The sequence below is a fragment of the Nocardiopsis sp. CNT312 genome (assembly GCF_000515115.1).
Taxonomy (GTDB): Bacteria; Actinomycetota; Actinomycetes; order Streptosporangiales; family Streptosporangiaceae; genus Nocardiopsis.
Genome location: NZ_AZXF01000027.1, coordinates 18,213 through 40,770, shown reverse-complemented (window position 1 = coordinate 40,770; position 22,558 = coordinate 18,213). Strand labels below are relative to the sequence as shown.

17 protein-coding genes are annotated in these 22,558 nt (G+C 72.2%); 13 read left to right on the top strand and 4 right to left on the bottom strand.

Translation table 11 applies throughout. The features are described 5' to 3' along the window. The first annotated feature begins 102 nt into the window (after positions 1-102). The 9 genes from cobA to B042_RS23110 all read left to right on the top strand — a co-directional run bounded on the left by cobA (position 103) and on the right by B042_RS23110 (position 11,757). Positions 103-1,383, top strand: coding sequence for a uroporphyrinogen-III C-methyltransferase (cobA, locus tag B042_RS0113470; RefSeq protein ID WP_028648741.1), 1,281 nt, complete (start codon positions 103-105; stop codon positions 1,381-1,383). Between the two features lie 72 nt (positions 1,384-1,455). Beyond that, the gene (locus B042_RS0113465; RefSeq protein ID WP_028648740.1) at positions 1,456-3,294 is read left to right on the top strand and encodes a dynamin family protein; all 1,839 of its coding nucleotides are present in this window, start codon (positions 1,456-1,458) and stop codon (positions 3,292-3,294) included. After that, positions 3,291-5,624 (top strand): GTPase, encoded by a 2,334-nt coding sequence (locus B042_RS0113460; RefSeq protein WP_028648739.1) that lies wholly within the window; start codon positions 3,291-3,293, stop codon positions 5,622-5,624. Before B042_RS0113465 ends, B042_RS0113460 begins: the two co-directional genes overlap by 4 nt. A 499-nt stretch (positions 5,625-6,123) precedes the next feature. Then, the gene (locus B042_RS0113455) at positions 6,124-7,464 is read left to right on the top strand and encodes a GGDEF domain-containing protein (RefSeq protein WP_028648738.1); all 1,341 of its coding nucleotides are present in this window, start codon (positions 6,124-6,126) and stop codon (positions 7,462-7,464) included. 92 nt (positions 7,465-7,556) lie between these two features. Further along, a complete protein-coding gene (locus B042_RS23115; protein WP_051415675.1) occupies positions 7,557-8,606 on the top strand; it encodes a DUF4192 domain-containing protein in 1,050 nt (349 codons plus the stop codon). A 192-nt stretch (positions 8,607-8,798) separates the two neighbouring features. Continuing rightward, entirely contained in the window at positions 8,799-10,463 is a 1,665-nt protein-coding gene (ettA, locus tag B042_RS0113445; protein ID WP_028648737.1) for an energy-dependent translational throttle protein EttA, read from the top strand. Positions 10,464-10,548: 85 nt separating this feature from the next. Continuing rightward, on the top strand, positions 10,549-10,683 hold the full coding sequence (locus B042_RS26890) for a hypothetical protein (RefSeq protein ID WP_255342346.1): 135 nt from the start codon (positions 10,549-10,551) through the stop codon (positions 10,681-10,683). Between the two features lie 103 nt (positions 10,684-10,786). Continuing rightward, positions 10,787-11,302, top strand: coding sequence for a globin (locus B042_RS0113440; RefSeq protein ID WP_081748775.1), 516 nt, complete (start codon positions 10,787-10,789; stop codon positions 11,300-11,302). Between the two features lie 155 nt (positions 11,303-11,457). Further along, positions 11,458-11,757 carry a putative quinol monooxygenase gene (locus B042_RS23110; RefSeq protein WP_231494028.1) on the top strand — a complete coding sequence of 100 codons (300 nt, stop codon included), beginning with the start codon at positions 11,458-11,460 and terminating at the stop codon, positions 11,755-11,757. A gap of 16 nt (positions 11,758-11,773) precedes the next feature. Here B042_RS23110 and B042_RS0113430 read toward each other — a convergent pair whose 3' ends face one another. After that, on the bottom strand, positions 11,774-12,214 hold the full coding sequence (locus B042_RS0113430) for a thioesterase family protein (protein WP_028648735.1): 441 nt from the start codon (positions 12,212-12,214) through the stop codon (positions 11,774-11,776). Positions 12,215-12,349: 135 nt separating this feature from the next. Next, complete coding sequence (locus tag B042_RS0113425; RefSeq protein WP_028648734.1) at positions 12,350-14,443, bottom strand: prolyl oligopeptidase family protein; 2,094 nt, start codon at positions 14,441-14,443, stop codon at positions 12,350-12,352. 381 nt (positions 14,444-14,824) lie between these two features. On the opposite strand from B042_RS0113425, the gene B042_RS0113420 reads away from it, so the two are divergent. Beyond that, positions 14,825-15,325: an HNH endonuclease gene (locus B042_RS0113420; RefSeq protein WP_028648733.1), complete on the top strand. Its 501-nt coding sequence runs from the start codon at positions 14,825-14,827 to the stop codon at positions 15,323-15,325. A 216-nt stretch (positions 15,326-15,541) separates the two neighbouring features. Then, positions 15,542-15,748: a zinc ribbon domain-containing protein gene (locus B042_RS0113415; RefSeq protein WP_028648732.1), complete on the top strand. Its 207-nt coding sequence runs from the start codon at positions 15,542-15,544 to the stop codon at positions 15,746-15,748. 75 nt (positions 15,749-15,823) lie between these two features. On the opposite strand, the gene ilvD is transcribed toward B042_RS0113415, so the two are convergent. After that, positions 15,824-17,686: a dihydroxy-acid dehydratase gene (gene ilvD / locus B042_RS0113410; RefSeq protein ID WP_081748780.1), complete on the bottom strand. Its 1,863-nt coding sequence runs from the start codon at positions 17,684-17,686 to the stop codon at positions 15,824-15,826. 184 nt (positions 17,687-17,870) lie between these two features. Continuing rightward, entirely contained in the window at positions 17,871-18,701 is an 831-nt protein-coding gene (locus tag B042_RS0113405) for a nuclease-related domain-containing protein (protein ID WP_081748774.1), read from the bottom strand. Between the two features lie 168 nt (positions 18,702-18,869). Here B042_RS0113405 and B042_RS0113400 point away from each other — a divergent pair, with 168 nt between their 5' ends. Together B042_RS0113400 and malQ are read left to right on the top strand one after the other, a co-directional pair. Next, positions 18,870-20,306 (top strand): amidase, encoded by a 1,437-nt coding sequence (locus B042_RS0113400; protein ID WP_028648729.1) that lies wholly within the window; start codon positions 18,870-18,872, stop codon positions 20,304-20,306. 122 nt (positions 20,307-20,428) lie between these two features. Further along, a complete protein-coding gene (gene malQ, locus B042_RS0113395; RefSeq protein ID WP_028648728.1) occupies positions 20,429-22,468 on the top strand; it encodes a 4-alpha-glucanotransferase in 2,040 nt (679 codons plus the stop codon). Positions 22,469-22,558 lie beyond the last annotated feature (90 nt).

The window sequence follows — 22,558 nt, the reverse complement described above, 5'->3', positions numbered from 1 at the left end:
TGTTCCACAGATCGCCGAACATCGCCGGCGGCGCGGTGCCCGCTGCCGCCGCGCACCCCGCCGCCGTCGGGGGTCGGCGGGCACGACGGAAGGGGCGCGACCGTGACGTATCTGCTTGGTTTGCGCATGATGGACCGCAAGGTCCTCGTGGTCGGGGGAGGCAGGGTCGCCCAGCGCCGGGTGCCCGTCCTGGTGGACGCCGGTGCGCGTGTCACCCTCGTGGCGCCGGCCGCGGCGGCCGCACTGGAGGACCTGGCTGCCGCCGGGCACATCACGTGGGAGCGCCGCCCCTTCGCCCCCGGCGAGGTCGCGGGCCCCGACGCTCCCGCCTACTGGCTGGTCCACGCCGCAACCGATGACCCGCAGGTGAACGCGGCCGTCGCCGAGGAGGCCGAGGGCGCCCGGGTGTGGTGCGTGCGCGCCGACGACCGGCATGCCTCCTCCGCCTGGACGCCGGCCTCCGGTAGCGCGGGCGGTGTCACCGTCGGCGTCGTGGCCTCCGGGGACCCGAGGCGGGCCGCGGGCCTGCGCGACGCCATCACCGACGGGCTTGCCGACGGCACGCTCGACGCCCGTCGCGGCCGCGAGCGCCACAGAGGGGTCGCCCTCGTCGGCGGCGGTCCCGGAGATCCCGGTCTGATCACGGTTCGCGGACAGCAACTGCTCTCCCAGGCCGACGTCGTGGTGGTGGACCGGCTCGCCCCCACCACGCTTCTGGACCGGCTCCCCACGGACGTGGAGGTCATCGACGCCTCCAAGATCCCCTACGGGCGGTCGATGGCACAGGAGGCGATCAACGACATCCTGGTCGACCGCGCCCTCAAGGGCCTGTTCGTGGTCCGGCTCAAGGGCGGCGACTCCTTCCTGTTCGGCAGGGGAGGGGAGGAGGCCGCGGCCTGCGCCGCCGCGGGCGTGCCCGTCATCGCGGTCCCCGGTGTCACCAGCGCGCTCGCCGCGCCCGCCAGCGCCGGCATCCCGGCCACCCACCGCGGGGTCTCCCAGGACCTGCACGTGGTCTCGGCGCACGTGGCGCCCGACGACGAGCGCTCCACCGTGGACTGGGAGGGCCTGGCCCGCGCCGGCGGCACGCTCGTCGTGCTCATGGGGGTCCAGCGGCTGGAGGCGATCGCCGAGGCGCTCGTCCGGTACGGCCGTTCCGCCGACACCCCCGCCGCCGTGGTCCAGGAGGCCACTCTGCCGGGGCAGAGGACGGTCACGGGTACCCTTACGGACATCGCCGACTCGGCCCGATCGGCTAGAGTGCGACCCCCGGCGGTGGTGATCATCGGAGAAGTGGTCAAAACAGCGCGGGATCTTGACATACTGCACACAGGGACCCAGTTCGAGACGCGTCGACTGGCGACCGGGCGCGATCTCCAGTGAGACCCCCGCGGGCGGCGCTCGATGTCTGTGCGGCGGGGGACCGTCAGCAGCGATGAGGAGGGCACACCGATCATGACCCGGCCGTCGGCTGCACCGGATACCAGTGGTTCCGGTGCCTCGGACCGGTTCGTCGCCGGACCGGCCGCCACCTCCGCCCAACCCGCAGTCCAGGGCAACGGTTCCCGGGGCTCCGGGGCCGCCAAGCACCGCCGTGCGCCCGCTACCGAGGACCAGCGCTTCGAACGGGTCCTGGAGTCGCTGCGCATGCTCATCCGCGACCTGGAGTTCGCCGACGGGCTGCCCGCGGCCGAGGAGGGCCGGGTCCTCCAGGCCGACGTCTTGGCCCAGTTGTCCGACTACGTCCTGCCTCGGGTGCGCAGGCCCGACATCCCCCTGCTGATCGCCGTCGCGGGATCGACGGGGGCGGGCAAGTCCACCCTGGTCAACAGCCTGGTCGGTGAGCAGGTCACCACCACCGGCGTGCGCCGCCCGACCACCAACAGCCCGGTCCTCGCGTGCAACCCGGCCGACGTCGACTGGTTCAGCGAGGCCTCCTTCATCCCCTCCCTGCCACGCGTGCGCCAGCAGGGCCTGGCCATGCCCGGCAAGGACGGCATGCTGGTGCTGGCCGCCAGCGAGGCCATGCCCCCCGGGGTGGCGCTGCTGGACACCCCCGACGTCGACTCCGCGGTGTCCGCCCACCACGAGTTCGCCGCCAAGTTCCTCGACGCCGCCGACCTGTGGGTCTTCGTCACCACCAGCACCCGCTACGCCGACGCGCGCGTGTGGGAGTTCCTCCAGGTCGCCCGCGACCGCGACACCTCGCTGGCCGTGGTGCTCTCGCGGGTCCCCCGCAAGGGGCGGCGCCAACTGCTCGACCACTTCGGTGCCATGCTGGAGGCCAACGGCCTCGGCGGTGCGGCCCGTTTTGCCATCCCCGAGACCGATCAGGTCCGGGGGGAGCGCTTCACCTCCAACGTGGCCGACCACATCCGCGCCTTCCTGGCGGACGTGGCGGGCGAGGCCGAGCACCGCGACCGGGTCTCGCGCCGCACCTTCGTCGGTGTCGTCGAGAGTTTCCGTACCCGTGTCCCCGAGCTCGCCCGGCAGGTGGAGACGCAGATCGAGGCCGGGCGCGTGCTCGACGGCGTCATCGGCGACGCCTACGCCGGGGCGCGTCGCTACGTGGACACCACCCTGGCCGAGGGATCGCTGCTCAGCGGTTCCCTGCTGGCCCGCTGGCAGGAGGTCGCGGCCAGTGGGGAGCTCGCCAAGAGCCTGCGCCCGCGTGGCAAGCGCACCCGCCGGGCCCAGGCCGAGGCCGCCGAGCGCGGCCAGCGGGTGGCCGCGCTGGAGGGCGCGGTCCGGGACTCCCTGTCGGCGCTGGTGGTCTCGGCCGCCGAGCGCGCCGCCCACGAGATCGAGGACCGCTGGCGCGAGGTCCCCGGGGGAGGCGACCTCGTGGACAGGGCCAAGGCGGTGCCCGGCGGGGGCCTGGTGGTGCAGCGGGTCCGCGAGGAGCTCGCCGAGTGGCAGGCGGAGATCGCCGAACTCACCGCCGCCAGCGGTGCCACCAAGCGCTCGGTGGCCCGGTTCGTCACCTTCGACCACGACGTCGTCGCCCTCGTGCTCATCATGGACCTGCTCGGCTACGAGCAGTCCCGGGCCGCGGGCGAGGCGGCCGACGCCGTCGGCCCTTCCCCCCAACGCCTGCTCAAAGGGCTCTTCGGTGCCCAGTCCCTGCGTAGCATGGGCAGCACGGCACGGGACAACCTGCGTCGGCGTGTGGACGGGATGCTCGGCCGCGAGCGCCTGCCCTTCGACAACACGCTGGCCTCGGCGGGTATCCCGTCCGAGGACAGCGCCGTCCAGCTCTATCAGGCCACGTACAACCTTGAGATCTCTTCATGACTACTCAGTGGAACCCCGAGCGGGTGCCGGGCGGGCCCGGTGCCGACGAAGCAGGGGACGGGGCCTCCCCGGCCGGTACGGACGCCGTGGCGGGCCGGAGCGGCGGCGCCCCCGACGGTGAGTCCGTGGCGGACCGGAGCGGTCCCTGGCGCGGCTACACCGTGCCCGCGCCGGATGCCCCCGGCCACACGCCGCCGCCCGGATCCGTCGAGGGTTCGGGCGACCCCGTACCCGACGGGATCGCCGGCTACCCGGACGCCGGTACGGACTGGGCGGCGGGCGCCGAGGGGCCGCCCCCCGGCGGTTCCGCCCCCGACAAGCACGGCGGGGCGGGGCGCCACGCGCGCCCGTCGGCCCGGGGGGAGGCCGCGCGCTCCCGCGACGACGACCCGGACGGCCTGGCCGGTTGGGTCGGCAGCCTCGCCGAGGCGGCCGAGGACTCCCAGATCGCCGGTCGCACCACCGGCACCCTGCCCGCCGTGGTGCCGGGCGGGCCCGAGTGGGTGCCCGCCCCGGAGTCCGAGGACTCGGCCGACGGTGGTGAGGGGCCCGAACCGCTGCCCCAGCGGGTGCCCGGATCCTCGCCCATGTCCGGGTCCTTCCGGGCGGTGGACCCGCAGGGGAGTGGCCCCGCTCCCGGGGCCGACGGCGCTCCGCCCGCCACCGAAGAGGACGGGGACGAGTACCGTCCCACCCAGCACGACACCTGGCACTCGGACCGGACCATCACCCGTGACCAGCTCGTGGAGCGGCTCGACGCGCTGACCACCATGACCGAGCTGGGCAGGGAGGACCTGCCAGGGGACCTGGTCGCCCGTGCCACCCAGTTGCTGGACCATGCGGGAGCCCGCCTGCGCCTGTCGGGCGACCACACCGTGGTGGCCCTGGCCGGTGGCACCGGAAGCGGTAAGTCCTCGCTGTTCAACGCCCTGTGTGGACTCGAACTGTCGCAGATCGGCGTCACCCGGCCCACCACGTCCAGGGCGCACGCGTGCGTGTGGGGGCACGAGGGCGCCGACGCGCTCCTGAGCTGGCTCGGTGTTCCCATGCGCTGTCGGCACTCGCGCACGGGTGTCCTGGACTCGGGCAGTTCGGAGCTGACAGGCCTGGTCCTGCTCGACCTGCCCGACCACGACTCGGTCCGCTCCATGCACACGGCCGAGGCCGACCGGCTCATCGGTTCGGTGGACCTGCTCGTGTGGGTGCTGGACCCGCAGAAGTACGCCGACGCCGCGGTGCACCACCGCTACCTGGCACGGATGGCCGGCCACGGCGCCGTCACCGTCGCCGTCCTCAACCAGGTCGACAAGGTCCAGCCCGACGAGCTCGAGGAGCTCCTCACCGACCTGCGCCGCCTGATGGAGACCGAGGCCGGGGTGCATCCCAGGGTCATCACGACCTCCACTCTCACCGGAAAGGGGATCGGCGACCTGCGCGAGTTCCTCAGCCACACGGTGCGCGAGCGCCGCGCTCTGGTGGACCGGTTGGCCGCCGACCTCGAACTCGTCATGGAGGAGTTCGAGGAGTTCCGCGGTGAGGGCGAGATCCCGGAGACCGTCCCCGAGGAGGTCGACAAGCGGATCAGCAGCGGTCTGGTCCGGGCGGCCGGTGTGGGGGCCGTGGCCGACGTGGCCGAGACCACCATCGTCAAGCGCGGTCGGCGCGAGGTCGGGTGGCCGCTCGGCGGCGTGCTGGCGAAACTGCGCAAGGACCCCCTGGCGTCGGTGCAGCTGGACTTCCTGCGCGGTGAGGGCGGCGACGGCGTCACCGGCCCGGTGGACGCGCAGTCGGCGGAGCTGGAGCGGGTGCTGGGGGATGCCGCCGACGGGGTCTCCGAGGGGATGCCCGCGCCGTGGCGCCGGAGGATGCGGGCTGCGGCGCTCAGCGGGGCCTCGGAACTCCCGGGTGAGCTGGGCGGTGCGGTTGCCGGGACGGTCGCCGACCCCGAGCGGGACCCGTCTTGGTGGAAGGCGGCCAAGGCAGTGCAGTACGGGCTGCTGGGTGTTTCCGCCCTGGGCCTGGTGTGGGCTCTGGTGGCGGGGCTGAACTGGTTCGGGGAGTTCACCGGTCTGGCCGTGCTCGATACCCCCTTCATCGTCTACGGCGGTGCGCTGGCGGTCGCGTCCCTGTTGGCGGGGTGGCTGACCGGGGTCGGCTGCGGCAACCTGGTCGAGGTGTCGGCCGTGCAGCGGCGCGAGCAGGTCGAACAGGAGGCCGTGGAACGGGTGCGCCGGATCGCGCGTCGGCGGGCCACGGAGCCGATGGATGCGGAGTTGGAGCGCTATCGCGTGTTCCGGTCCGCCTACGAGGTGGCCCGGTCGTCGTCGTGACGTCAGGTGCGTCGCTGGTGTGAGGCGTGGGGGCGGGCGGCACGGATGTGCCGCCCGCCCCCGGTTGCTCGGGTCCTTCTCTCAGGTCCAGTGCACGCTGCGGTACATGTGCGTCCCTTCGGTGGTGCCGCCCTGACTCCGTCCGCGGGCGTTCGGCGGCGGTTGCCCGCGGACGCCGGATTGTATGTCGCCCCTCCCTTGTGTTCCGGTTCCGCGCCCGCCGCTGTGGAGAGCTTTTCCCTCGGGGGTGGGGGTCGCAGAGTTTCGCACCTTTCGCACAATCAGCAATTAAGTTATTACCCAACGTAATGTAAAGTGGTGGGGGTGGTGCCCGCGTTGGGTGTGGCGTCGTTCCGCGTGTGGTGGCAGTGCGGCACATGAAAAGGAACGCGGTTCGGTATCGACTCGTCGAAAGGAGAACCGGGCGAGGTGGTCGGCGCATCAGTAGCACTGTAGGGGTCGCACTGCGGAGCGTGACGCGGGGAGGGAGGACGCAGCCGTGAGTATCTCGGAGAAGCCCCTGGCCGTCGGCCGACGGCCGCAGTGGCCGGTGCTCCAGCAGCCCCGGGGCCTGGTCGTGTACATGGGGATGCTTCTGTGCGCCGCGCTCTTCCTGTTCGGCGCTTCCGCCGCACTGACCTCGGTGCACCTGTCCGACCTGGTGGCCTTCCTCGCGCTGGCGCTGTGCGCGGGGATCTGTGTGGAGGCGATCCGCCGTCTGGGAGTGCCCGCGGGGTTCGCCCGCGACCTGCTGGGGGCCTGGTGGTTCCCGGTCGTGCTGCTTCTGCCGCCGCTCTACTCCCTGCTGGTCCCCGTCCCGGTCTTCCTCCTGCTCCAGTTGCGCGCCAGGCGGGCGCTCGCCCACCGCAGGGTGTTCAACGCCACAGCGGTCGGGCTGTCGGGCTTCCTCGCGTCCGTGGCATGGCACCTGGCGACCGCGGACGGCCTCTGGGACGCGGTCGGTGGGGCGCCCGAGGCGCAGGAGCAACTGGGCACCGCCGGCGGGGTGCTCCTCGCCGTGGTCTGCTGTGCGGCGTTCACGGCGCTCAACACCGTGCTGGTCGCCCTCGCGGTGCGGATCAGTGCGGGGGCCGGGAGCGCTCCCCGCCCCATGTGGGACCGTGAGGCGTGCACGGTCGACGCCGTCGAATTATGTGTCGGTGTCACCGTCGCGGTCCTCGCGCAGCTTTCGCTGTTTCTCTTGGCCATCGCGGTGCCCCCGGTGCTGCTGCTCCAGCGCAGCCTGCTGTTCCAGCAGTTGCGGACGGCGGCGCGCACCGATCCCAAGACGGGCCTGCTGAACGCGCCGACCTGGGAGCAGGAGGCCTCGGCGGAGATCGCCCGGGCACGCTCATCGCGCGGCCGGGCCGCCGTGCTGATCGTCGACATCGACCACTTCAAGCGGGTCAACGACAACCACGGCCACCTGTTCGGCGACCAGGTCCTGCTGGGTGTGGCCACCACCATCGCCCAGCAGTTGCGCCAGTCGGACCTGCTCGGCCGCTTCGGCGGGGAGGAGTTCGTGGTGCTGCTGCCCGGAGCCGACACCGCCGAGGCGTGGCAGGCCGCCGAGCGGCTGCGCTCTCAGGTGGGGAGCATGCAGATCGCGGTGGAGGAGGTCCCCGTCTCCATCACCGTCTCGGTCGGTGCGGCCGTGGCGGGCGAGCACGGTAACGACCTCGTGGAACTGCTCACCGCCGCCGACCTGGCGCTCTACCGGGCCAAGGAGACCGGACGCAACCGTGTGTGCCTGCCAGCGGCGCGGCAGGGCGGTACCAGGATCCCCGGGCAGCGGGAGGGCGGCCCCTCCGGGCGCGGAGTGCCCGGCCAGATCGGCTGAGACCGGCCGGGGGAGAGTCGGGCTCGCAGCGCTCGTCCACAGGCGGGGGAAGGCCCGTTGTGTGCGACCGGGGAGTCACGCATGGTGATGGTATGCGCTCACAAAGCCACGGTTTCCCGCAGGGAGATCCCCAGGGCCCGCTCACCCTCACCTGTCCCGCCGACATCGTCGCCGCACTGCCCTACCTGGTACCCGGGCCTCCCGATCCGGGGATCGTGGTCCTGGCGCTCGCGGAGGGCGGGCGGGTCCACTCCGTCCTCCAAGCCGACCTGGACCGTGTGGAGGAGGCCTCCTCCACGGAGCTGAGGGCGGTGTCGGCGGTCGAGCACGCGGCGGCGGCACGGTGCGGGGAGCTGCTGGTGGTGGCGTTCGGCCCACCGGAACGGGTCGTCCCCGACATCGACGCGCTGCTACGGGCCGCCCCGGAGCGGAACGTCACCGTGCTGGACGCCTTCCGGGTCTGGGAAGGCCGCTACTGGTCTCACACCTGCCCCGGACCGGGGTGCTGCCCGCCCGAGGGCCGACCGCTGGAGACTGACCGCTCCACCGCCCCCGCCGACGCCGTACTGCGCGGGATCGTCCCCGTGGCGCAGTTGCTGTCCGGTACCGAGGCCCGGGTGCGGGCGGTGCTCGGCCCCGTGGAGGAGGCGGCACTGGCGCTGGTGGCGGCCCGGGCGGAGGAGATCGAGGCCGCGGAGCGCGCCCGGCCCGGCAGGCCGGAGGCGGCCCTGGCGGCGGTCCGCTCGGCGGTGCGCGCCGAGTGGGAGGGGGCGCACGTCACCGGGCACGCCGAACTCGCCGAACTGGGCGTGTACCTGACGCGTGTGCGCGTACGGGACGAGGCGTGGGCCCGCATCACCGAGCGCAGCGCGCCCGTGCACGAGCGGCTCTGGGCCCGTGTCGTGCGCCATGTCCCCGCGCGCCTGAGGGCGGCCCCCGCCTCCCTGCTGGCCGTGGCCGCCTGGCAGCGCGACGACGTGCCGCTCGCGTCGGCGGCGCTGGAGGCGGCCCTGGACGCCGACCCCGACTACTCCATGGCGCTGCTCATGCGCCGTGCACTGGACTGGGGGCTGCCGGTGGAGCGGTGGCGGGAGACCGCCCCGCCGCTGTCCCGGGGCCGGGAGCCCTGGGGAGGCGAGTGAGTGCCGGGAAGGGCGGACCCGCTTCGTGTGCCGGAGGAGGGCCTGGGCGGGCAGGGCTCCCCACGGGGAGGGCCCGGCCCGTCCTCGTGCGGTTCCCCAGGGGCGGAACCGCTTGGAGCCGTTCCTTCCCCGAAGGCGGGGACGGGACCGTGCGGGTCTCGGCAGGGGCGCCGACGCCCTAGGCTTGGAGGCATGCCGGAGTACATCTACACCATGCAAAACGTGCGCAAGGCGCACGGCGACAAGGTCGTCCTGGACAACGTTTCGGGTTCGTTCCTGCCCGGAGCCAAGATCGGTGTCGTGGGGCCCAACGGTTCGGGTAAGTCGACGCTGCTGAAGATCATGGCCGGCATCGAGCAGCCGTCCAACGGCGACGCTCGCCTCATGCCCGGGTTCACGGTCGGCCTGCTCGCCCAGGAGCCCCGTCTGGACTCCGACAAGACCGTCCTGGAGAACGTCGAGGACGGTGTTGGCGAGACCAAGGCGATGCTCAACCGGTTCAACGAGGTCGCCGAGAAGATGGCGACGGACTACTCCGACGACCTGTTGGAGGAGATGGGCAAGCTCCAGGAGCAGCTCGACCACCGCAATGCCTGGGACCTGGACAGCCAGCTCGCCCAGGCGATGGACGCGCTGCGCTGCCCCCCAGCGGACGCCTCCGTCACCCAGCTCTCCGGCGGTGAGAAGCGCCGGGTGGCCCTGTGCAAGCTGCTGCTGGAACAGCCCGACCTGCTGCTGCTGGACGAGCCCACCAACCACCTGGACGCCGAGAGCGTGAACTGGCTGGAACAGCACCTGGCCAACTACCCCGGCACCATCGTCGCCATCACCCACGACAGGTACTTCCTGGACCACGTGGCCACCTGGATCCTCGAACTGGACCGCGGCCACTTCTACCCCTACGAGGGCAACTACAGCACCTACCTGGAGACCAAGCAGACGCGGCTGAAGGTCGAGGGCCAGAAGGACGCGAAGAAGGCCAAGCGCCTGAAGGAAGAGCTGGAGTGGGTCCGCTCCAACGCCAAGGCCCGCCAGACCAAGAGCAAGGCCCGCCTCCAACGCTACGAGGAGATGGCGGCCGAGGCCGACAAGACCCGCAAGCTCGATTTCGAGGAGATCCAGATCCCGCCCGGCCCGCGCCTGGGCAACACGGTCGTGGAGGTGAAGAACCTCACCAAGGGCTTCGACGACCGCGTCCTCATCGAGGACCTGAGCTTCTCGCTGCCGCCCAACGGCATCGTCGGCATCATCGGGCCCAACGGCGTGGGAAAGACCACCCTGTTCAAGATGATCGTCGGCCAGGAGACCCCGGACGGGGGCAAGATCGACGTCGGCGACACCGTCGACATCTCCTACGTCGACCAGTACCGTGCCAGGATCGACGACAGCAAGAACGTCTGGGAGACCGTCTCCGACGGCGAGACCTTCATCGAGGTCGGCAAGGTCGAGATCCCCAGCCGCGCCTACGTCGCCGCCTTCGGGTTCAAGGGCTCGGACCAGCAGAAGCCCGCCGGTGTGCTCTCCGGAGGTGAGCGCAACCGCGTCAACCTGGCGCTCACCCTCAAGCAGGGCGGCAATCTCCTGCTGCTGGACGAGCCCACCAACGACTTGGACGTGGAGACCCTCGGCTCCCTGGAGAACGCGCTGCTGGACTTCCCCGGCTGCGCCGTCATCACCTCCCACGACCGGTGGTTCCTGGACCGCGTGGCCACCCACATCCTCGCTTGGGAGGGCGACGCCGACTGGTTCTGGTTCGAGGGCAACTTCGAGTCCTACGAGAAGAACAAGATCGAGCGCCTGGGTCCGGACGCCACACGCCCGCACGCGGTCACCCACCGCAAGCTCACCCGCGACTGAACCGCGACGGAGCGGGCCCCGACGCCGTGGCCTCTAGCGGTGGTCGCAACACCCTGGCCTCGGGGAGGTTGCGACCACCGCGCCGTTGTCGAAGAAGGAACTGGTCCGTCTGTGGGAGCGGTTCCTGGAGCTGGAGCGTGTGGCTCAGAAGCTGAGCGGTCGGCCACGCACGACGCTCGGCTGGAGAACTCCAGCCGAGCGTCTGCGTTCACTCGTGTGACCAACGAGGTGCTGCGAGGACCCCTTGAACCCGCCCGCCCGTCGGGGCCTACCGCCGCCGGGTGGAGCGGCACCCCGGCGGCCGTCGCATACCCTGGTGGGCGATGACTTCCGCGCGAGACGATCACCAGAGCCAGGGCGAGCGCATGACCTTCTACGAGGCCGTGGGCGGGGAAGAGGCCTTCACCCGCCTGGTCCGCCGCTTCTACGAGGGCGTCGCCGCCGACCCCGTTCTGCGGCCGATGTACCCGGAAGAGGACCTCGGGCCCGCAGAGGAGCGGCTGCGGCTCTTCCTCATGCAGTACTGGGGCGGCCCGCGCACCTACAACGAGCGCCGCGGCCACCCCCGCCTGAGGATGCGCCACTTCCCGTTCCGGATCGGCACCGCCGAGCGCGACCGCTGGCTGGAGCACATGCGCGCGGCCATGGACTCCCTGGACCTGCCGCCGGTGCTGGACCGCCAGATGTGGGAGTACATGGTGATGGCCGCGCACAGCATGGTCAACGTGCCCGAGGAGGCCGCGCCACCGGCGGTGGCGGATCCGACCTCGATCCGGGTCTCCTCCGAGGAGGGGCGCGACGACGACGGTGGCGAGAGCGTCAGGATCTCCCTGGCCTGAGCCCGCCGTCGGACACGGGATCCGTGCGCGCAGGGCCGTCGGGGCTGGTGCGGTGGGCGGTCGGGGCCCCGACCGCCGCGGGAGCGGCCGGGGCGCAGGCGCGGTCGTGCCGAACCGCCGCCGCTGGGGCCGCTGTGCCCGATCGCCCGTTGCCCTTGGCCATCTCGGTTCGGATCCTGTCCGGCCGCCGCGACGCCTTCGTCGCCGGGATCTCCAGGCACGCCGCCGCCTCCGTCGGTGAGGAGCCGGGCTGTCTGCGTTTCGGCGCGGCGGCCGACTCCGACGGCCCCGCCCTGTTCCGGGTGCGTGAGGTGGTCGCCGACGAGGCGGCCCCGGCGGCGCACCTCAGGGCCCGGCAGAGGGAGAAGGCCGCCGCGGTCGTCCCCGGGAGCCACAGGTGGACCGCGGCGGCCCTCTCCTCGCCGGCGGGGCCCGCTGACCCTCTCGGGGGCTGACCGCCGCCGCACCTCCTCAGGAGTACTGGGCGAGGAAGTCCCGCTCGGGGTTGTCGAGCCGCCGGGCGCGCTGGGTGTGGACGTCGAAGCCGACCTGCACCGTGCGGGCACGCAGGAACACGGTGTCGTCGTCGCGGATCTCGTAGGCCAGGGAGAAGCTCGCGCTGCGGACCTCGGTCACCCACAGCTCCACCCGCACCGGTTCGGTGCGGGGGAGCAGGGGAGCGACGTAGTCCGCCTCGGTGCGGGCCACGACCAGGGGGCCGAACACCCCGTCGTCGTTGGAGAGCCCCTTGTAGCGCAGGAACGAGACGCGGGCGTCCTCCAGGTAGGCGAGCATCCGCACGTTGTTGACGTGGTTCTGCGGGTCGAGGTCGCCATAGCGCACCTGGGCGAGGTACACGTGCCGCTCGGGTGCGGTCGCGGCTGCGGTGGGTCCGGCCTCGGTCTGGGTCACGTCCGGTTCCTCTCGTGGGCGGCTCCCCCGGGGTGGGCGCCCCTCATGGTCTCAAGCGCCGCCGCGTGCGTACACGGCGGCGGGTGCCATGACACCTGTGCGTTTGCTCTCTTCGCTCGGGCCCGCGGCCCCGGGTCAGCCCGTGGACAGGCCCAGGTGGTGGGCGAGGAAGGCCAGTTGTTCGGAACCGAGCGCTACGCTCCGGCTCACCGAACGCGAACTGTGTCCCACCTCGGCCTCACGCCGCAGCAGGATCGGGCGCTCCTCGGCCGGGACCGACGTCGCCCACTGCAGGAGCGCACACAGCTTGCGGGCGTGCATGGGGTCGACCCGTGTGTCGTTGTCGAACACCGTGAACAGTGTCGCCGGGTAGCGGGTCCCCTCGCGGACGTTGTGGTAGGGCGAGTACCCCAGCAGCCACTCCAGCTCCTCGGGGACGTCGGCGCTGCCGTATTCCACGTTCCAGAGCTGTCCCAGCCCGAAGCGCTCGTAGCGCACCATGTCGAGCAGTGGCGCGGAGCAGACCGCGGCGGCGAACAGGTCGGGGCGCTGGGTGACCATGGCGCCGACCAGGAGGCCGCCGTTGCTGCCGCCCATGACCGCCAGCCGGTCGGGGGCGGCCACCCCTGTGGCGATGAGGTGCTCGGCGGCGGAGGCGCAGTCGTCGAAGACGTTCTGCTTGTCGGCGAGCATCCCCGCGCGGTGCCACCCCTCGCCCTCCTCCAGCCCGCCGCGCAGGTTGGCGATGGCGTACACGCCGCCCGCGCGCACCCAGGCCAGGGCCGACGCGGAGTAGGAGGGACTGAGGGAGATCCGGAAACCGCCGTATCCGTACAGGACGGTCGGCCGGGGCCCGTCCGCGGGTTCGGGAGGCGAGACCAGGAGCATGCGCACGGGGGTGCCGTCCTTGGAGGCGAAGGTCACCAGTTCGGTGCGCACGTCGGGCACGTCGATCCGACCGGGGGCGTGGGCCCACCGCGAGACGGTGCCGCTGAGTGCGTCGTAGCGGTACACCGACGACGGGTGGGTGCTGTCGGTGTAGCCGAACCACGCTTCGTGACCGCCCTCGGGGCGCTCTCTCAGAGTGCCGATCGTGCCCAGGCCGGGCAGTTCCAGTGTCCCGAGCCGCTCACCCGTGGCCAGGTCGTGGCGGCTGATCTCGCTGACGGCGTGGCGTCCCCACGACACGAGGAGTTCGGGCCGGTCCAGTTCCGGGCCGTCCAGGATCGCGTAGTCCTCCAGGACCGCCTCGGGGTCCTCGGGCACCAGGGTGGTCCAGTGCTCGGGCCCGGGGGAGGAGGGGTCGGCCACGCACAGGCGCCCGCGCGGGGCGTCGCGGTCGGTGTACAGGTACAGGCGGCCGTCGCGTCCCACGTGCGCCGCCAGGTCGGCGTCCACGTTCTGTTGGATCGGCAGCAGCCTGGGGGACTCCAGGGGGCCCTCGGCGAGGTCGGCGATCCACAGGTCGGTGGCCGAGGAGGTGCCCTTGACCGCCGACAGCAGGAGCCAGCGGCCGTCGCGGCTCACAGCGGGGGCGTAGTACTCGGTCTTGTCGCGCCCCTCGCCGAAGATGAGGACGTCCTCGTTCTCGGGCGAGCCGAGCCGGTGCAGGTAGACCCTGCGGTGGTAGTTCTCCTCGCCCTCGGGGGCCAGCTCCGCAGGCAGGCGGCGCACGTAGTAGAAGGCCGAGGAGTCGGGCAGCCAGGCGATGGGGCTGTAGCGGGCGCGGTCGATCGGTCCGTCGACGGTGGCACCGGTGCCGGTGTCCATGACGCGCAGCACCGACTCCTCATCGCCGCCCTCGGAGAGCTGGTAGGCCAGGAGCCGCCCCGAGCGGTCGGGCTGCCAGGCGTCGAGGGTGGTGAGGCCCTCGGGGTCCAGGGAACCCGGGTCGACCAGGACGCGCTCGGGGCCGTCGCCGTCCCGGACGTAGAGGACGCCGTGCTCCTGCTCGGCCGTGCGGCGGGTGAAGAAGCAGCGTTCGCCCCGCCACAGGGGGGCGCCGACGTACCCGGCGCCCAGGAGCGAGCGGATACGGTCGTCGAACCAGGAGCGTGTCCTGTAGTCGGCGGCGGCCTCGGAGTACAGGGTGTCCTGGGCCGCGGACCAGTCCTTGGTCTTGGCCGAGTCGGGGTCCTCCAACCAGCGGTAGGGGTCGCCGACCGCATGGCCGTGGAGGGTGTCGATGATGTCCGAACGCTCTGCTGGCGGGTACCGGAGTTGGCGCATACTTCGCAGCCTATCCACAGGCCATTCCGTCTCTGTCGGTCACGGTGTGGTTGCGGTGAGCGCGGCCCGCTGGGGGCACGCGATGGTCTCGAAGCGGCGAACACCGGCTTTTTTCTGGAGGTCCGCGAGGAAATGGGGTGGCGCAGGAGCGGTCCGACCACGCAAACTGAATGCGGGACGCGAGCTCGGCGGTAACCACCGGGAGGTCCGTGTGGCAAGGCGTACGGAACCACCGATCCTCGGATCGGTGCACAGGGAGGCTTCCTGGCTGGCCGATCGGCTGGCCGGGGAAGAGACACGGTCGCGGCATGCGGCGGCCGGGGCGAAGCGATGAGCGCCCCACGCAGCCGGGAGGGTGGTCCAGGCACCGCCCGCCGCCACGTGCTGCTACTCAACGCGAGTTTCGAACCACTGACGACGCTGCCTCTGCGCAGGGCGATTCTCCTCGTCCTGCGGGAGAAGGCGGAGGTCGTCCATGAGGACGGGACGGGAGCGGTCCTGCACTCGGCGACACGGTCCTACGACGTGCCGTCGGTGATCCGGCTCAGGCGCTACATCACCGTCCCCTACAGCCGCAGGGTCCCGCTGACGCGGGTGGCCCTCATGCGCCGGGACCGCAACACCTGCGGTTACTGCGGCAGAAAGGCCGAGACGATCGACCACGTCATCCCGCGCAGCCGCGGCGGGGCGCACGTGTGGGAGAACGTGGTGGCGGCCTGCAAGCCGTGCAACCACCGCAAGGCGGACAAGTTCCTGGACGAGCTCGGCTGGGAGCTGCACATCACCCCCAAGGTGCCCAAGGGGCCGCACTGGCGGCTGATCAACGGTGACCTGCACGGCGACCCCCAGTGGGAGCCGTACATGGCCCACCTGGTGGCCTGACGCAGGCGGCGGGGCCGGGGCAAGCGTCCCCGACCGGCCCCGCCACCCCTTCACCCTCCTCCTGTGCGGGAGCGGGGGCTTCCGCGTGCCCGGAGCAGTCGGAGGAAAACGGGGGACGGATCGGGGCCCTGGTGAAGGTTGGTGGGCGATACGCGTCGGCGGGGCGTGACCTCATGGAGCCGGCTCTGGAGGAGAGGGGGCGGCTATCCTGTGGCCATGCCCAGATACGACTTCCGCTGCCGCACCTGCGGCGCCTCCTTCGAGGTCTCCCGCCCGATGGCCGAGGCGGGTGACCCGGCCGACTGCCCCCAGGGGCACGACGACACCGTGCGCCTGCTGTCCACCGTGGCCGTGGGCGGACGCGCCGCCGCACCCGGGCCCTCCGGTGGCGGAGGGTGCTGCGGGGGCGGCTGCTGTTCCTGACGGCACCGCTCGGGCACGTCCGAGGGGCGGCCCCCGGTAGGAGGCGCCCCTCGCACCGTTCTTGGTCCGAAGGCCCTACTTCTCGATCTGGCTCACGTCGCGCGCCGCGCCGGTGGAGGCCGAGGTGGCCATGGCGGCGTAGGCGCGCAGTGCCGCTGTCACCGGACGTTGGCGGTCGCGCGGCCGGAAGCGGCCCAGTTCCTTGACCAGGCGCTCGCGGCGGGCGTCGAGTTCGTCCTCGGGCACCTCCAGCACCAGGCCGCGGCCCGGGATGTCGATGCTTATGGTGTCGCCGTCCTCCACCAGGGCGATGTCGCCGCCCGCAGCGGCCTCAGGCGAGGCGTGACCGATGGACAGGCCGGACGTGCCGCCGGAGAAGCGGCCGTCGGTGATGAGCGCGCACGCCTTGCCCAGGCCGCGGCCCTTGAGGAAGCTCGTGGGGTAGAGCATCTCCTGCATGCCCGGGCCGCCCTTGGGGCCCTCGTAGCGGATGACCACCACGTCGCCGGGCTCGATCTGCTTGGAGAGGATGCCCTCGACCGCGTCCTCCTGGGACTCGAACACCTTGGCGGGCCCGGAGAAGGTCCACAGTTCCTCCTCCACGCCTGCGGTCTTGACGATCGCGCCGTCGGGGGCGAGGTTGCCGAACAGTACGGCCAGACCGCCGTCCTTGGTGTAGGCGTGCTCCACCGAGCGGATGCAGCCGGCCTCGCGGTCGGTGTCCAGGCTGTCCCAGCGGGTGCTCTGGGAGTAGGCCTTGGTGGTGCGCTTGCCGCCGGGTGCGGCGTGGAACAGTTCGACGGCCTCGTCGGAGGCGCTGCCGCCGGCGATGTCCCACTCGTCGATGAACTCGCCGATGGTCTTGCCGTGCACCGTGGGCAGGGACGTGTCCAGCAGGCCGCCCCGGGCGAGTTCACCGAGGATGGCGGGGATGCCGCCCGCCCGGTGGACGTCCTCGATGTGGTACTTCTCCGTGTTCGGTGCGACCTTGCACAGGCACGGCACGCGGCGGGAGACCTGGTCGATCTCCGGGAGGCCGAAGTCGACACCGGCCTCGGTGGCGGCGGCCAGCAGGTGCAGGATGGTGTTGGTGGAGCCGCCCATGGCCACGTCCAGGGCCATGGCGTTGCCGAAGGCGGCGGGTGTGGCGATGGACAGCGGCAGGACGGAGTCGTCGTCCTCCTGGTAGTAGCGCTTGGCGGCCTCCACGACGCGGTGCCCCGCCGCCTCGTACAGGGCCCGGCGGGCGGTGTGGGTGGCCAGCACGGTGCCGTTGCCCGGCAGCGCCAGGCCGATCGCCTCGGTGAGGCAGTTCATCGAGTTGGCGGTGAACATACCCGAGCAGGAGCCGCAGGTCGGGCAGGCCGCCTCCTCCATCTCGTCGAGTTCGGCCTGGGAGACGCTCTCGTCGGCCGCGGCGATCATCGGGTTGATGAGGTCGAGCTTGCGCACCGTGGTGGCCGTGCCGTCAACCACGGTGACCTTGCCGGCCTCCATGGGGCCGCCGGAGACGAACACCGTGGGGATGTTGAGCCGCATGGCGGCCAGCAGCATGCCGGGGGTGATCTTGTCGCAGTTGGACACGCACACCAGGGCGTCCGCGCAGTGCGCGTTGACCATGTACTCGACGGAGTCGGCGATGAGTTCGCGGCTGGGCAGCGAGTAGAGCATGCCGCCGTGGCCCATGGCGATGCCGTCGTCGACGGCGATCGAGTTGAACTCGCGGGGGACGCCGCCCGCCTCGCGGACCGCCGCGGAGACCACGTCGGCGACCTCGCGCAGGTGGACGTGGCCGGGGACGAACTCGGTGAAGCTGTTGGCCACGGCCACGATGGGCTTGCCGAAGTCCTCGCGCTCCACACCGGTGGCGCGCATGAGGGCGCGCGCACCTGCCATGTTCCTGCCGTGCGTGACCGTGCGTGAGCGTAGCGCGGGCATGGGGTGGGCTCCCATCGGTTCCGGGTCTTTCCCGTCGATGGTAGCCGTTCCGTCCAACCATCGTGGTCTCGCCTCGGGAGACGCGGTGTCCGGATCGTGAGACATGCGGGGATGTGCGGGACCGGGTGGGCGGCACCGGTCCCGGTGCCGCCCACCCGGTCCCGGTGCGGACGGTCCTCCTGGATCAGTAGCGCGGTGGGAGCGCCTTCTTCGCGGCTTCGTAGATCTCCTCGATCTCGGTCTCGTCCATCCGGTCGCGCCCCGTGCGCAGCCACCGGCGGACCTTGGAGCCTGTGATGATGTCGACACCGCGCAGGCGGTGGCTGTCCCAGGGCATCCCGGGGCCGTAGATGGCCAGGGCCGGGCGCACCGAGATGTCGCGGCCGAGTTGGGCGCTGACGAGTTCCTCGGCGCGCTTGGCCTCGTCCAGCGCCTCGTCGATCCGCTCGTTCTTGCTGAAGCGGCCGTGGTAGAGCTTCTCCAGCTTGTTGCGCAGCGGCAGGCGCTTGTCCCACGACTCGGAGTCGATGGTGAAGGCTCCGCGGCGCCCTACGACGAAGTGGTCGATCTGGCCGTCTCCGGTGGGGACGGATCGTGCGTGCAGGACCCGGTACCCGAGTTGCTTCATCAGTTTGAGCTGGGCCTCGGTCTTGCGCTGGGCGGCGTGCCCCCTGCGCCACTGGGGTACCTCCGAGCGGTGGCGCATGTCGTACACCGCGGTCCAGATGAGCACGATCAGCCCCAGGGTGGCGCCGATGCGCCAACTGGAGGCGAGCAGGCCCACCAGGAGGGCGGTAGCCAGGGCGGCGGCCACGCGCACGGCCCAGCGGCGTGCGGTCTTGTTGTCCTTCAAAGTCCCATAGAGGGGCTTGCGCTCAGAATTATCCTTTTTCTCGCGCTTGTTGGGGAAAAAGAGATCTTCCGGGCGCTGAGCCCCCGTTGGGGCTTTTTCTGGCGATCTGCGGGCGTTCTCTGTCGTTGTCGATTCCACGTCGGACAGGTTAGATCCATCCATTTCCAAGTCCTAGCGCCTGACTTCTCACACCTGCTCTGCCCCGATCCGGCCCCCCGCATGCGTGTCCGCAGCACGGGGACAGGGAAGGATCGCCCCTCGGACAGCCTCTCCAGAGAGCACCACCGTCCCCGGGCCGGTCGGCCGCGCCGCCCGCTAGCCTGGATGATCATGACCCAGATCCACGACCTGCCGGGACACCGGCTGGCCGCGATGGTCCGCGGCCGGGAACTGTCTCCCGTGGAGATTGCCGAGCACTTCCTGCGGCGGGTGGAGCGGCTCGACCCCACCTACGGCTCCCACATTGCGGTCACGGCCGAAATAGCTCTTGAACAAGCCCGCTATGCCGAGAAACGAGTGGTGGACGACACGCCGGACCTACTGCCGCCGCTGCTCGGAGTCCCCGTCCCCGTCAAGGACCTCGATCCGGTCGCCGGGGTACGGACCACCTACGGCTCGCGCGCCCTCCCGCACACCGTCGCCGCGTTCGACACCCACGCCGCAGGTCGGCTGCGCGCCGCCGGAGCCCTCCTCACCGGCAAGACCAACACCCCCGAGCTCGGCTCCTCCTGCTACACCGAGAACGGCATCGCCCCGCCCACCCGCAACCCCTGGAACACCGCCCTCACCCCCGGCGGCTCCAGCGGCGGCGCCGCCGCGGCCGTGGCCGCACGGCTCGCCCCCATCGCCCACGGCACCGACGGGGGCGGCTCCGTGCGCATCCCCGCCAGCGCCTGCGGCCTGTTCGGACTCAAACCCACCCGCGGACGCGTCTCCGCGGGCCCCGGAAGGGCCGACCTCGCCGGCCTGGCCACCGCCGGGTTCCTCACCCGCACCGTAGCCGACGCCGCCCTGGTACTCGACGCCGTGGCCGGGAACCTGCCCGGCGACCAGTACACCGCACCGTGCCCGCCCCCCGGCCCGACCTTCCTCGGCCACACCCGGCGCGCACCCCGGCGGCTGCGCATCGGCCGCTACACCGAGCCGGGAGCCACCGACGCCCCCGTGCATCCGCACGTGCGGCGGGCCCACGACGAGGCCACCGAGCTGCTCGTCGAACTCGGGCACGAGGTGGAGGAGGTCCCCCCGCCCGGCGACGCACACTTCGGCGGCACCTACTTCCAGGACTTCCAGGTGCTCTGGACGGCGATGGCCTCCGCCGCTCCCGTGGCCCCCGAGCGCGAGCACGAACTCGGCCCGCTCAACCGGTGGCTGCGCGCCCGAGCCCGGTCCGCCTCCGCCGCCGACTACATCGCCGCCTGGGCCCGGCTCCAGCGCGGTGTGCGGTCCCTGGCCGCGGCCACCGCCCCCTTCGACGCCGTGCTCAGCCCCACCCTGGCCCTGCCCCCGGGGCCGATCGGGCACCTGCGCTCCCAGGGGGCGGCCGAGGAGTTTCGCCTGATGACCGAGTTCGCCCCCTTCACCTCGGTCTACAACGTGTCCGGCCAGCCTTCGGTCAGCCTCCCCCTGCACTGGTCGCCCGACGGCCTGCCCATCGGCGTGATGCTCACGGGACGGCCGGGCGGCGAGGGGACGCTGCTGTCGCTGTCGGCCCAACTGGAACAGGCCTGCCCCTGGGCGCACCACGTCCCTCCCGGCACAGACTGATCCGCGCCGGCCCACGAACACAAGGAAACGGTCAACCGCACCCCACGTCGAGAGGGCTTTCCGGCTCCACGCCGGGCCGTCCTGCTGTGTACACGGCCACGGTTGGGGCATGATCGGTTGCTGTGAGGGATGTTCAGTTGGCCCGCGTGGCCGAGCAGCACGGGGTTGCCACCGCCTACGAGGACTGGCGGGGGCGTCGGGTGGCCGTCGCGCCCGACACCATCCGCCACGTCCTGCGGGCCCTGGGGGTCGACCCCCAGGACCGGGCCGCGGCGTCGGTGCCGCGGCCGGGCCCGCTGCCCCCCGCCGTGGTCGTCCGCGAGGGCAAGGCCCCCGACCTCGTCCTGCCTGAGGGCGCCCGCAGCACGGTCGAGACCGCCGACGGCTCCCTGCTGCCCTTCGACCCCGGCCTGCCCCTGGGCGTGCACACCCTGCACGTCGACGCCGGGGGCTCCGAGTACGACGCGCCCCTGCTGGTGGTCCCCGACCGGATCGAGCCCACAGCCCTGGGGCGCCGCCCACGGGTGTGGGGGCTCACGGCCCAGGTCTACAGCGTCCGGTCCAGGGCCTCATGGGGCACCGGAGACCTGCGCGACCTCGCCGACCTCAGCGACTGGGGCGGACGCGACCTCGGTGCGGACTTCGTCCTGGTCAACCCGGTGCACGCCACCGAACCCGCGCCGCCGCTGGAGCCCTCGCCCTACCTGCCCGTCAGCCGCCGCTACAGCAGCCCGCTCTACATCCGGGTGGAGGACATCCCGGAGTACGCCCGGCTCGACCCCGCCCAGCGCGAGGGCATCCAGCGTCTGGCCCGCCCCCTGCGCGAACGCGGCCGCACCGCTGACCTGCTGGACCGGGACGCCGTCTGGGAGGCCAAGCGCGCCGCACTCGAAGTGCTCTTCCAGGTGCCGCGCGCACCCGGCCGGGAGGCCGCGCTCCGCACCTACCTGGAGAGCGAGGGGCAGCCCCTGGTCGAGTTCGCCACCTGGTGCGCCCTGGCCGAGGAGCACGGGGGCGACATCCGCTCCTGGCCCGCCCACCTGCGCGACGTCGGATCACAGGCGGTGGGGGAGGAGGCCCTGCACCGCTGGCCGGCCGTGGAGTTCCACCGCTGGCTCCAGTGGGTCCTGGACGAGCAGGAGGCCCAGGCCCAGAGCACCGCCCTGGCCGCGGGGATGGGGCTGGGGATCGTCCACGACCTGGCGATCGGCGTCCAGGCCGGGGGCGCGGACGCGTGGACCTGCGGGGACGCGCTGGTCCCGGGGCTGCATGCGGGGGCACCGCCGGACGAGTTCAACCGGCAGGGCCAGGACTGGGGCCAGCCGCCCTGGCACCCGCGCAGGCTCGCCGAACTGGGCTACGCCCCCCTCCGCCAGATCATGGGCCACGCCTTGCGCAACGCCGGCGGGGCCCGCGTGGACCACGTCATGGGCATGTTCCGGATGTGGTGCGTGCCCGAGGGCGCCCCGCCCTCCGAGGGCACCTACGTCCGCTACGACCACGAGGGGACGGTGGGCACCCTCGCCCTGGCCGCGCACACGGCCGACGCCGTGCTCGTCGGAGAGGACCTGGGCACCGTGGAGCCCCGGGTGCGCGACCACCTCGCCGACCGGGGGATCCTGGGCACGTCCGTCCTCTGGTTCGAACAGGACTCCGAGGGCACGCCCCGTCGGCCGCAGGAGTGGCGCGCCGACTGCCTGGCCACGGTCGCCACCCACGACCTGCCGCCGGTCGCCTCGTTCCTGTCGGGGGAGCACATCGAACTGCGCGACCGGCTGGGGCTGCTGGGGCGGCCGCTGGAGGAGGAACTCGCCGAATCCGAGGAGCGCGTGGAGCGGTGGCGCTCCCTCCTGGTGGAGATGGGCCTGCTTGACGCGGACGTGGACCCGGTGGCCGACCCGGCCTCGGTGGCGGCGGCCATGCACGCCTTCCTGTCGGCCACCCCGGCACGCATGCTGGGTGTGGCACTGACCGACATGGTGGGCGAGCGCCGCATGCAGAACCAGCCCGGCACCAGCACCCAGTACCCGAACTGGCGCATCCCGCTCACCAACGGGGAGGGCGAGCCCGTGCTCGTCGACGAACTGCTCGCCGACCCCCGCACGGTGGCCCGGATCCGGCGGACCCTGGGCCCCCTGGGAGGCGGCCGAGGGCTGTGCTGACGGTTCCTCACTGTGTTTGTGCTGCCTCGCAAGCTGGGCAGGTGCGCGGGTGCCCCGAGGCCGACGCCCCCGTCGCAGTTCCGGCCGTCT